Here is an 11,042-nt window from a genome sequence, read left to right as displayed (position 1 = left end):
CGGCTGGCATTGACCAGCGGTCGGACGCGTCGGGAGATCGCCGAGGATTTGGGTATTGGGTTGTCGACTTTGACGCGCTGGGTGAGCGATGAGCGTGATAGCGGCGCGCCGGTAGAGCCATCGAGCGATGTTCATGCCGAGCTCAAGCGTCTGCGCCGGGAGAACGCGGTGTTGAAGCAGGAGCGCGACATCCTAAAAAAAGCCGCGGCCTTCTTCGCGAAAGAAACAAGTCGATGACCTTCGGCTTCATCAAGGCGGAGAAGGCCAGCTTTCCCATCGCTCGGATGTGCCGTGTTCTGGCTGTCAGCCAGAGCGGTTTCTTTGCGTGGAAAGACCGTCCTGCCAGCGAGCGTCAGCGTCAGGACATGGTGTATCTGGCACATATCCGGACAGCCTTCTCCCTGTCGAACGGCACCTATGGCAGCCCGCGCATGCACCGCGAGCTTGTCGATGACGGCCATGGGATCGGGCGGCACCGCACGGCTCGGCTGATGCGCGACAACAAACTGGTGGCGCGCCAGAAGCGCCGGTTCAAACGGACGACCGACAGCGCCCATGCTTGGCCAGTGGCGCCGAACCTCGTCGCACAGGACTTCACGGCCGATGCCCCGAACCGAAAATGGGGCGCGGACATCTCCTATATCTGGACGACGCAGGGTTGGTTGTATCTGGCGGTCATCCTCGACCTCTTCTCTCGCAGGGTCGTCGGTTGGGCCATCAGTGACCGGTTGAAGCACGATCTCGCCATGGAAGCCCTGCGGCGCGCCATCGCGAACCGAGCCCCCTCACGCGGGTTGGTTCACCATAGCGATCGCGGCAGCCAATACTGCTCGGTGGACTACCAGGCCGTGCTCCGCAAACGTGGGATACTGATCTCGATGAGCGGCAAGGGGAACTGCTACGACAACGCGATGGTGGAAACCCTCTTCAAGACCATCAAGTCCGAACTGATCTGGCCGGTCGCGTGGCAAACCCGTCAGCAGGCCGAAAACGCCATCGCCAGATACATCGATGGGTTCTACAACCCTGTCAGACGTCATTCAGCACTTGGCTTCCAGAGCCCCATCGCCTTCGAGCGAGAGGCCCAAAAGGTGAGCTAACGGCTCTCCACCAAACCCGGGCAAGTCCATCTTACCTCCTCTTAAGATATAAGCATTGTAAGAGGATTACTCTAATGTTAAGCACTGAAATGTCCGATCCTGCCGATAAAAGCCATAAAATTTTTGAACCTAATTATATTGTGGTGTCGATTGGTTTCAGAAGGCATCTTAGGCGTCTGACATTATTAATTTAAAGCTTATATCTCATGGCAGCTAGAATACTTGTCGTTGAAGATGATCCAGACGTCGCGCGTTTAATTTCGAGGATACTCAGCGAAACGGGATACTCTATCAGCGTCGCCGCGGCCGGTGCCGTTGCCGAACAGATCGCCCAGGAGGACCGGCCGGATCTTGTCATCATTGACCTGATGCTGCCGGATACCGACGGCCTGTCTCTGGTGCGCGAGTTCAAGACACGATACGACTGCGGGATCATCATCGTCAGCGGTAAGGGAGAGGCGGTGGAGCGAATCGTCGGCCTGGAAATCGGTGCCGACGACTATGTCACCAAGCCCTTCGAGCCGCGCGAACTCATCGCGCGGGTCCGCAGCGTTCTGCGCCGCCTTGCTCCCGCGATCCCAGAGAACCAAAGCCGCGCGGCGATCGGCTCCAGGACCGGGGCCGGCAAGCCTGCCCAAAGCGCGGACGCGGCGCCGGTCTACGAGTTCGAGGGATGGCGGCTTGATACCGGGTCCCGCACACTGAGCCACAGCGCCGAGCCGGTGCCGCTAACCACGGGCGAATACCAGCTGCTGGTCGTGCTGCTGGAGCGCGCCGGACGGGTACTGAGCCGGGACCAGCTGCTCGACTTCACCCATGGCGATCAGACCCCGGTCTTCGACCGGAGCATCGACGTGCAGATCGGAAGGATTCGCACCAAGATCGAGAGCGACCGGGTTCAGCCGCAGATCATCAAGACCATCCGCAACGCCGGATACATGCTCGCGGTGCCTGTACGTCGCATCTAGCCGCGGACCCTCGCATCGTGAGGAAGCGGCGATATGCTGCCGGGCAGAGCAGACCGATGTTGGAAATGAAGGGGATCAGCATCTTCCGGCTCCTTGCGTGACCTCGTCGGCGGGAGCCGGGGCAGGACCAAGTCCCGCCCCGGACCGTCCTAGGCAGCTCGCGCATTCTCCAGGTACCGGCCGACCTCCTCGCGAAGAAACTCGGCCTGCGCGGCCAGTTCGCCCGATGCCGATTGAACGTTACTGGCGGCCGTCGTCGTCTCGCCGGCCGACTGGGTGACCAAGGCGGTGTTGCGCGCCACCTCAGCGGTACCTTGTGAGGCCTCTTGGACATTCTTCGAAATCTCGTCAGTGGCGGCCGACTGCTCCTCCACTGCCGAGGCAACGCCAGCGGACATGCTAGATACCTCGTTGATTGCGCTGACAATCACACTGATTGCCTCCACGGCTTGATCGGTGGCGCTCCGGATCCCGAGAACCTGATCCTGAATCCGGCCGGTCGCTTGACCGGTCTGGTTCGCCAGGGCCTTGACCTCGGCCGCAACCACCGCGAAGCCCTTGCCGGCCTCGCCTGCCCGGGCCGCTTCGATCGTGGCGTTCAGAGCCAGCAGGTTGGTCTGCTCGGAGATGTCGGAGATCAGTGTGATGACGCTGCCAATTTCGTCGGCGGCCTCGCTCAGCGCCTTAACTAACTTGTTGGCGGTCTCGGCTTTCTGGCTCGCCTCATTCGTCTTGGAGCTCGCGTTCGCAACCTGGCGGGCGATCTCCGAGATCGAGGCGCTGAGTTCTTCGGCCGCTGCGGCCACCGTCTGGACGTTGGAGGAGGCCTGCTCAGTCGCCGCCGCCGCGGTCGTGGTCTGGTCGCGGGTCGAGTCCGCCAAACCGGTCAAGCTCGAGGCGGTGGCCTGGAGCTCGGTGGAGGCTGAGGCGACGATCTCTACGGCACCGCGGACCTTATCCTCGAACGTGTCGGTCATCTTCCGAAAGTGCTCGACCTTGGTCTTCATGCCGACCGTGGCAATATTAATTCGGGTCGAGCTGTTGAGGTAGTGACCCTTCAACCCCTCCGGGCGGATGCTCCGGAAGTAGCGGCCCTTTGAGACGGCCTCCATCGCAGCACCGGCTTCGCGCACGAAGGCATCCGTCACGTCCACCATGTGATTCACGGAGTTCAGCATGCGGCCGAACTCGCCCTGCTCCGTGACGCGGATCAAGCGCTGCTCGAAATCGCCGGCGGCCACCGCCTCGCAGACCCGACGGGTCTCCGCGATCCAATGTAAGGACCGCTTGCCACAGAGGATGGACAGAGAAGCGGCAACGACGACGCCCGCGCAGACGACGGAGGTCACCACCGCCTGGCCGGCGAACGGTATCCAAGGCATGGCCGCGCCGACCGCGCCGAGCATCGCGCTGGCGCCCGCTAGCACTGTCACTTTAGAGAGTGAGCACGAATTCATCATAGGAAACTCCCTTTTGAATCAGTACACTGGATAGGAAGTCGTAGGATTCGGCCATGCTGTCCTTGCGGTTGTTCGGCCGGTCCTCGATCTGTTTGAGGTTGCGGTACAGGTCGCTGACGATCTTCACTTTCGCCGGATCGGGCTTCCGCCGGTTCGAGTGATAGCCGAGGATCGAGCCGTTGCGGTCCAGACTGGCGGTCACGTGGGCGAGCACCCAGTAATGGTCGCCGATCTTGGTCATGTTCTTGACGTAGGCGAAGATCTCGCCCTTCGCCTCGATCGCGTCCCACAGGAGCTTGAATACACTGCGCGGCATGTCCGGATGCCGGATGAAGCTATGCGGCTGACCGAGAGTTTCATCGACAGAATAGCCCGAAATTCGCATAAACACGTCGTTTGCGTAGGTGATCCGTCCTTTAGAGTCCGTCTTGGAGACGATGATTTCGTCGTCGCCGAAGAAGACCTCTCGGTTCGTTGGCGATACCGTATGTTTGGCCATCGCGGGGTTTCCTTTCCTTCCAGATAATCTCATACAGAATCTCAGTCGTGCCGATCGACGCGCTCGAAGACGTCCTTGATGCCCTCGAATGCGGACAGGACAGCGGGATCGAAATGCTCGGGCTTGGTGCGTCCGTCGCCCTTGAGAATGCAGGAGACGGCTTCCTCATGGGTGAGTGCTGGCTTGTAGGGGCGCGGCGACCGCAGGGCGTCGTAAACATCGGTCAGCGCGACGATGCGCGCAGGGAGCGGGATGTCGTAGCCGGCGAGCCGGTTGTAGCCGGTCCCATCGAACCGTTCGTGGTGGTGGCGCGCGATTTGCGACGCCATGCCGGAGAGCCGGTGGTTCTCGGCGGTGAGGATCGAGTGCCCGATCTCGCCATGACGGCGTATCACCGCGAACTCGTCGTCGGTCAGCGGGGCCGGCTTGTTCAGGATCATGTCCGAGATCCCAATCTTGCCGATGTCATGGAGCACGGAAGTACTGGTGATGTCCTCGGCCAAACCCACCGGCAGGCCCATGGCGCCGGACAGGATGGCCGTGTAACGCGCCACCTGATCCGAGTGGGCGCCGGTCACCTTATCGTGATGGGCGAGGGCCCGTCCGAGCCAGCCGATGCCGTCGAGCGCAATCTCGTCCTCCACCTTTGCCGGGGCAAGGAGATCGGCGTCCAGGCGGGCGACCAACGCGACGATGTCGAGGGGCTTCTGAAAGGTGCCGCTAATCGGCAGACCGATAGTCCGGGCCATCGACAGGCTGTGGGGCGCTCCGCTCATCAGATAGAACTGTACGCCCTGATCGAGCTTGCGGGCTGCTGCCGCGCCGATCAGGCCAAGGCCGTCCAGGCCCGGCATTGAGACATCGGTGACGACGGCGGTGATTGCGCCCTCGAATTGGTCGATCGCTGCGAGGGATTCCAGGCCGCCGTCGGCGGTCGCGGTTCGGTAGCCGGCCATCGTGAGCACCCGCCGCAGCAGCTCGCGGATGGTGGGGTCGTCATCGACGATCAGGACGACATGGCGCCCCCGGTTCTCCCTGATCTGTACATCGGAAGCTCCTATATATTCGCCCAGCGGCTTTGACAACGCGCTCGTATGTGTGTTCGTCAGCACCCCGCAACTCCCGATATCCAGCGCGACTTGTTCGATGCCGGGACTATGCGCGTGTACTGTATTCTCCTGATGTGCGCGCGTTTTCAGAATATGTCAGTTTGTTTCAGACTGACGCATTCTGGCTCTTGCGATCGCAGAGGAGAGTTCGACCATCGTGATCGGCTTGCGCAGAACGATAGAGTTCTGGGCCATGTTCTCAAGGCCGCTCAGGTCGAAGCCGCTGATGGTGATGAACGGGACACCGGGCCAGCGACGGGCGACGGCAGCCTGAAGGTCGGAGGCGGGTCGCCCCGGCATGGAATGGTCGCTGAGCGCTGCGATTGGCTCCTCGGTCTCTGTGTCAAGATATTCGAGCGCCTCGTTAACGCGGCTCATCAGCACCGGCTCGTAGCCGAGCTGTGCGAGCATCCGGCCCGTAACGGACAGCACGTCCGGGTCGTCGTCGACTACGAGCACGCAACCGCCTCCCGGCAGGGCGGCCTCGGGCGACGCAGCCTCGGGTGTTTCGGTCGAGACCGGCAGCAGGATTGTGAAGACCGTGCCCTTTTCGTGCTCGCTGCGCACTTTCAGGCGGCCGTTCCAGCTGGTGACGATTCCATACGCAACCGAAAGACCGAGACCGCTTCCCTGGCCGACCGGTTTGGTGGTGAAGAACGGGTCGAACACTTGGCTCGTAACCTCCGGGGTCATGCCGGGGCCGTTATCCTCGATCTCGATCCGCACCTGTCGTGCCATACCGCCGGCCGTCCTGTCGCCCGCCGGTGCCTCATCGAGAAGGTAGCGCACGGCGATCGACCCACCGCGCGCGCCGAGCGCGTCTACCGCATTGCGGATGAGGTTAACCAGGACCTGCTGCAGCCGTCCCGCATTCGCCTCGACCATCGGGCCGTCGCCGATCCCGGAGACCGTGAGCGTCACGTTCGGAGGAATGGTCGGTCGGACCAGCGCCGAGGTCTCGGCGATGCTGGCGGAAACCGACACGATTGATCGCAGATCGTCGCCCGGCCGCGAGAAGGCAAGAAGCTGGGCCACAATCTCGCGCGCCCGTCCCGCCGCACGCTTGATCACCTTGACGTCCTCGCGCTCCAGTGACTCGTCCGGCAGCGTCGCCAGCAGCAAGTCGCTGTATCCCATGATCGGGGTGAGAATGTTGTTGAAGTCATGGGCAATACCGCCAGCCAGCGTCCCGACCGTGCGCAACTTGTCCGCCTGATGGAGCTGGCCCTGAAGTAAGGTCTCCCGGGCGGTGGTCATGGCCCGCTCCACCGAGACGTCACGAATCGCCGCGATGACAATCCGCTCGCCTTCGTGGAAGTGGGTGCTGAGCCCGATGGAGACCGGAACGCTCGATCCGTCCTTCGCCCGCGCGATTAGGTCGCGCGCCTCGGTCATCGGCCCGCTCCTGGGGGAGCGCATATAGTCCTTGCGGTGCGCCACATGCTCACCCCGAGCGGCTTCCGGCACCAGGGTCTCGATCGACTGCCCGAGCAACTCGGACGCCTCGTATCCCAAAAGCTCGAAGGCTCGGTCGTTGGCGTACCGGATCTTCCCGTCGGCGCCGACATAGATGACCACGTCCGGTGCCGCGCTGATCAGAGCATTCACCTCCTGATGGGCCTCCGCGAGCCTTATGGTCAGCCGATACTGGCCGATCAGCATGAAACAGAGTGCGACCGCTCCGGCGATGAGGACGATAAACACCAGAACGCTTGCGCCGAGCAGGCTTTCGAGCTCGTGACTGAAGTGCTTTGCGCTGGCGATGTGGGGCGAGATGCGCTGCTTCGTGAGTTCATAGAGGATGTCCAGTCCTTCAAGCGCGGCGCGGTCGTCAAACCTGACGGTGGCGTCTAAGTCTTCGACCCGCGCTTGCGCACCGTGCATGGCGACCGCGAGCCCGAGCTTCTCTTGGTACTGCCGGACCATGCCACGGACCAGATCGATTGCGCGCTGAGCCTCCGGCTGCTGCAGGATCGCGTCGAGCCGGTCGAGCTCGCCTAGCGCTACCCGCGCATTGGCATCGGCCGCGTCTGCATAAACCAGATCACCGCGCAAGACGTAGTTCTTGAAGTTATGGATCAGACCGCCGAAGCCAATATTCCGGCTCAGCGCGTTGAGTGGAACCATGACATTCTCATGCAGGTCGATCACGGCATCGACCTGCGCATGCTGCTTCTCCTGCAGATATGAAATCCGCTGGCCGTACACTCCCACGGCGAGGCAGATCAGCACGGTGGCCGCAAACACACCGACGATCCGACAGTTGAGCGTTTTCCTCGCACGTTTCTGCATTTTATCGCTTTGATTGGAAAGATGGAGTCGCCGTACCATCGGCTAAAGGCTTTAATTCTTCATTAATTCCAGGCAATCCGCGTAAATGTTGAGGCAAGTGCGTGGGGTCGCTCCGGCATGCTTTGAAGGGGTCACCTCAAGGTTTGTTCGCTAAACCTCGCTAACTCGGACAAACCTTGAGGTGACCCCACTAGGGGTTTCCGTACCAGATTCCCCCAAAGTAGCGGGACTGATTGGAACGTGGGGGTTGCTCCTGAGAGGCCCTTCGTCGCAGACGGTCGGTTGAGAAGATCGAGGGATCGACGGCGTCGGGAGCATTAAATGGGTTGGAAGCTGGAACTGGTTGAGACGGGCCGGGGCACAGCCTCACGGCGCATCGCGGTTGCGCGGCTCGGTGAGATCGTCGCTCCGGCAAGCGTCGAGGACATCGGTCTCAACCACGGCACTGCGCAGCGGAAGCTCGGTGACATTCAGCGCGCTGTCGTGGCGCTCCAGGAGGAAGCTCTACGGGCGAAGGCCGACCTGCGGCGCCGGCTCGACCCGACGGTGCGGCTGAAGGACTACCGGCTTCGCAGGATCCAGAGCCTCCACGGCACGCTGACGATCCGTGTCCCACGCCTCATGCGCACCGGGAGAGTGGAACCAGTGTCGCCACTGCTGGCCGGATCGGCACGCTCGACCACAGAGTACCGGCTGCTGTTGGCTCGCCTCGGTGCCTGGATAAGCTTCCGCGCGGCCGCCGGGTTGGTCGAAGAGTTGTTCCCGCAGGCATCGGGTGGATGTGCGGACACCGTGCGACGGCGGATATTCGACGAGGCGGAGCGGATCTCGGCGCGACCGCTAGGGAAATCCATGACCGAGACGCCGGCGCGGTCGATCGACCTTGGGGTCGACACCACCTTCGTGCGCAGTTGTGCGACCCGCGGACCCCGCCATCACGAGGTGCTGATCGGCATCGGTGTCGCCGACAACGGGCGGAGCCACCGGATCGGCGGGGCGATCGCGGCGCTCGAGATGCCGGCGGACCTGATCGTCGACGCTCTGCGTCAGCTCGGCCGGCACGATGCGACGGCGGTCACCGCCTTTACGGACGGCGACAAGATGCTGCGCCGATACCTTCTGAGGGTGAACATCGAGGAGCGGCCCGTTCTCGACTGGCCGCACCTGGCGCGGCGCGCGCAGGTCGCGAAGACCACGGCCAAGGGACTGCGCGTCCTCACCGAACGAGAGTACCGCGCTCGGCCAGCGATCGGGCGTCTGCTCGACAGCCTGCACCGGCGCCTTTGGAACGGCCAAACTGAGCTACTCCCCGAAAGCTGGACAGTGACGGAAGCTACGGTCTGCGGTCTGCTGATCTTCGAGAAAGGAGATCAGAGATGTCGAAGCGCAAGCAGCACAAGCCAGATTTCAAGGCTCGCGTCGCCCTTGAGGCGCTAAAGGGCGAGCAGACGGTCACGGAGCTGGCGAGCCGGTTTGGTGTGCATCCGACGATGATCCACCAGTGGAAGCGCGCCCTGCTGGACGGGGCCTCGGATATATTCGAGCGTGGCGGCCGAACGAAGCTGCCGGAGATCTCCGAGGAAACGGTCAAGGAGCTTCACGCGAAGATCGGTGAGTTGGCTGTCGCCAACGATTTTTTGTCGCGAAAGCTCAAGCCCTGGACCGGGAAGTGAGGAGACAGATGGTGGATCGATCCCATGCTGTCCTGAGCGTGTGCGAGCAGTGCCGTCTGCTGTCGCTCCCGCGCTCAACCTTCTACTACACCCCTCAGGGCGACACGCCGCTGAACCTGACGCTGATGCGCCGGATCGACGAGCAATTCCTCGAGACCCCGTTCTACGGTGTGCGTCAGATGACCTGGCATCTGCGAGCCGAAGGCACTCCAGTCAACGAGAAGCGGGTCCGTCGCCTGATGCGGCTGATGGGCCTGATGCCGATCTACCAGCGCCCAAAGACCAGCATCCGGGTCAAGGAGCACAGGGTCTGGCCGTATCTGCTGCGTGGCCTGCGGGTCGAGCGCGCAAACCACGTCTGGTGTGCGGACGTGACCTATATCCCCATGCAACGAGGCTTCCTTTATCTGACCGTCATCATGGACTGGGCAACCCGCAAGGTTTTGGCATGGCGGCTGTCGAACACTCTCGATGCCGAGCCCTGCGTCGAAGCGCTGACAGAGGCGATCGTGCGGCACGGCGCGCCGGAGATCATGAACACCGACCAGGGCAGCCATGTGTGGATGCCCCCGTTGATGCAAGCAGTTCTCGAACACTTTGGACATGTGATCGGGTGCGGTCATGTGTCAGGCCTCAAGGATGCGGCGCTTCACATGCCGCGGGCCGGTATGGAGATGCGCGGATCAGGTGCAGATCAGTTCAGCGAGCGCAGAGGCTCTGGCTACCCTTTTGCTTTTCCTGGTCCCGATCTGATCGATCATTTGCCCTTACTGTTCCTTGACCTCCTCACACGCCCGACACACCGACGACAGACCGACACTTGTCGTTTAAGCCTGTGCTACCGTCGGTATCCGGTAATCCTCCCGCTTCGTCAGCATGGCCCAAGCGGACCGTGCCATCTTGTTGGCAAGCGCCATCGCTACCAGCATGCGTGGCTTGCGCGCCAGCATTCCGGCGAGCCACGACCCCTCTGGCGGGCCTTTCCTCGAAGCCCACTGCACGACGGCCATCGCTCCGATGATCAGCAACCGACGGATGTCGCGTTGCCCCATTCTCGACACCCTGCCCAGTCTCTGCTTTCCACCGGTCGAGTGCTGTATTGGCACGAGCCCAAGCCAGGCCGCGAAGTCGCGCCCTCGCTTGAACGTCTCCAGAGGCGGGGCAAAGGCCTCGATGGCCATTGCCGTGATCGGTCCGATCCCAGGCATGGTCTGCAAGCGCGCCGTCGCCTCCCCCCGCGCCGCCTCACGCCGAAGTGTCTTCTCAATCTCGGCGATCTTCTCAGCAAGGAGGTCGATCTGCTCGAGATAGAGGCGGCCGAGATCTCGGACGATCGGCGGGAGAGAGCTCTCTATATCGTTGACCACATTGGCGAGTGGCTGAAGGTTCGCCTCCCCCTGCGCCGCGACGACCCCGTGCTCGGCGAGATGGCCCCGCAGCGCATTGATGAGTTGGGTGCGTTGGCGCACGAGGAGGTCGCGTGTACGAAAGATCATCGATCGAGCCTGCTGCTCCTCGGTCTTGACAGCAACAAAGCGCATCGTCGGCCGTGACGCGGCCTCCGCAATGGCCTCGGCGTCAGCCGCGTCGTTCTTCTGGCGCTTCACATAGGGCTTCACGTAGACCGGCGGAACCAGCCGTACCGTATGGCCGAGTTGCCCGATAACGCGCCCCCATTCGTGGGCTGTCGCGCAGGCTTCCATCGCCACAATGCAATGCGGCTGAGCGGCCAAAAACGTCAGAAGTTTGGAGCGCGACAGCTTCTTGCGAAAGGCAACGTTCCCGTCGCTCGTGGCGCCATGCACCTGGAAGACCCGCTTCGCAAGGTCGATACCGATGATGGTGGCTTTTTCCATGATCTCCTTCTCCCCTTGTTCGTTTTCTGCAACCGCCACTTTGGCACATTGCGATCCGTCGGGAGGGGCATCCACTCCATCAGTT

General features: G+C 62.3%; 9 protein-coding genes and 1 pseudogene. 5 read left to right on the top strand and 5 right to left on the bottom strand.

The features are described 5' to 3' along the window. Window positions 1-1,100 (top strand): IS3 family transposase gene (locus BLS34_RS24725; RefSeq protein ID WP_425441479.1). Its coding sequence is split into 2 segments (ribosomal slippage), with 1,101 coding nucleotides annotated over them: window positions 1-205 and window positions 205-1,100; the frame shifts between segments, so codons are not numbered across the junction. This gene is flagged as partial in the annotation. Between the two features lie 206 nt (window positions 1,101-1,306). Beyond that, window positions 1,307-2,068 (top strand): response regulator, encoded by a 762-nt coding sequence (locus tag BLS34_RS24720; RefSeq protein WP_093154688.1) that lies wholly within the window; start codon window positions 1,307-1,309, stop codon window positions 2,066-2,068. Window positions 2,069-2,217: 149 nt separating this feature from the next. Here BLS34_RS24720 and BLS34_RS24715 read toward each other — a convergent pair whose 3' ends face one another. The 4 genes from BLS34_RS24715 to BLS34_RS24700 all read right to left on the bottom strand — a co-directional run bounded on the left by BLS34_RS24715 (window position 2,218) and on the right by BLS34_RS24700 (window position 7,428). Beyond that, a complete protein-coding gene (locus BLS34_RS24715) occupies window positions 2,218-3,474 on the bottom strand; it encodes a methyl-accepting chemotaxis protein (protein ID WP_139189479.1) in 1,257 nt (418 codons plus the stop codon). 28 nt (window positions 3,475-3,502) lie between these two features. Beyond that, window positions 3,503-4,027 carry a PAS domain-containing protein gene (locus BLS34_RS24710; RefSeq protein ID WP_093154683.1) on the bottom strand — a complete coding sequence of 175 codons (525 nt, stop codon included), beginning with the start codon at window positions 4,025-4,027 and terminating at the stop codon, window positions 3,503-3,505. 41 nt (window positions 4,028-4,068) lie between these two features. Further along, window positions 4,069-5,139: an HD-GYP domain-containing protein gene (locus BLS34_RS24705; protein WP_093154681.1), complete on the bottom strand. Its 1,071-nt coding sequence runs from the start codon at window positions 5,137-5,139 to the stop codon at window positions 4,069-4,071. A 93-nt stretch (window positions 5,140-5,232) separates the two neighbouring features. Beyond that, window positions 5,233-7,428: an ATP-binding protein gene (locus BLS34_RS24700; RefSeq protein ID WP_175474386.1), complete on the bottom strand. Its 2,196-nt coding sequence runs from the start codon at window positions 7,426-7,428 to the stop codon at window positions 5,233-5,235. 321 nt (window positions 7,429-7,749) lie between these two features. Here BLS34_RS24700 and BLS34_RS24695 point away from each other — a divergent pair, with 321 nt between their 5' ends. The 3 genes and pseudogenes from BLS34_RS24695 to BLS34_RS26800 form a co-directional block, all read left to right on the top strand. After that, on the top strand, window positions 7,750-8,865 hold the full coding sequence (locus tag BLS34_RS24695; protein ID WP_093154676.1) for a hypothetical protein: 1,116 nt from the start codon (window positions 7,750-7,752) through the stop codon (window positions 8,863-8,865). Then, window positions 8,805-9,101, top strand: a complete 297-nt coding sequence (locus tag BLS34_RS24690; protein WP_093154673.1) for a transposase — start codon at window positions 8,805-8,807, stop codon at window positions 9,099-9,101. Before BLS34_RS24695 ends, BLS34_RS24690 begins: the two co-directional genes overlap by 61 nt. An 8-nt stretch (window positions 9,102-9,109) precedes the next feature. Further along, window positions 9,110-9,652, top strand: a pseudogene (locus BLS34_RS26800) (IS3 family transposase); the annotation flags it as partial. A 276-nt stretch (window positions 9,653-9,928) separates the two neighbouring features. On the opposite strand, the gene BLS34_RS24680 reads toward BLS34_RS26800, so the two are convergent. After that, window positions 9,929-10,957, bottom strand: coding sequence for an IS110 family RNA-guided transposase (locus BLS34_RS24680; protein WP_093153722.1), 1,029 nt, complete (start codon window positions 10,955-10,957; stop codon window positions 9,929-9,931). Window positions 10,958-11,042 lie beyond the last annotated feature (85 nt).

Source organism: Thalassobaculum litoreum DSM 18839 (assembly GCF_900102465.1).
GTDB lineage: Bacteria > Pseudomonadota > Alphaproteobacteria > Thalassobaculales > Thalassobaculaceae > Thalassobaculum > Thalassobaculum litoreum.
The sequence above is the reverse complement of the archived record's forward strand: the minus strand, read 5'-3'. Positions and strand labels throughout refer to the sequence as shown.

What these genes read in the sequence shown, in the direction of transcription:
- BLS34_RS24680 (WP_093153722.1), bottom strand. Translation starts at nt 10,957, where the DNA reads ATGGAAAAAGCCACCATCATCGGTATCGACCTTGCGAAGCGGGTCTTC.
- BLS34_RS24710 (WP_093154683.1), bottom strand. Translation starts at nt 4,027, where the DNA reads ATGGCCAAACATACGGTATCGCCAACGAACCGAGAGGTCTTCTTCGGC.
- BLS34_RS24720 (WP_093154688.1), top strand. Translation starts at nt 1,307, where the DNA reads ATGGCAGCTAGAATACTTGTCGTTGAAGATGATCCAGACGTCGCGCGT.
- BLS34_RS24695 (WP_093154676.1), top strand. Translation starts at nt 7,750, where the DNA reads ATGGGTTGGAAGCTGGAACTGGTTGAGACGGGCCGGGGCACAGCCTCA.
- BLS34_RS24715 (WP_139189479.1), bottom strand. Translation starts at nt 3,474, where the DNA reads ATGCTCGGCGCGGTCGGCGCGGCCATGCCTTGGATACCGTTCGCCGGC.
- BLS34_RS24700 (WP_175474386.1), bottom strand. Translation starts at nt 7,428, where the DNA reads ATGCAGAAACGTGCGAGGAAAACGCTCAACTGTCGGATCGTCGGTGTG.
- BLS34_RS24690 (WP_093154673.1), top strand. Translation starts at nt 8,805, where the DNA reads ATGTCGAAGCGCAAGCAGCACAAGCCAGATTTCAAGGCTCGCGTCGCC.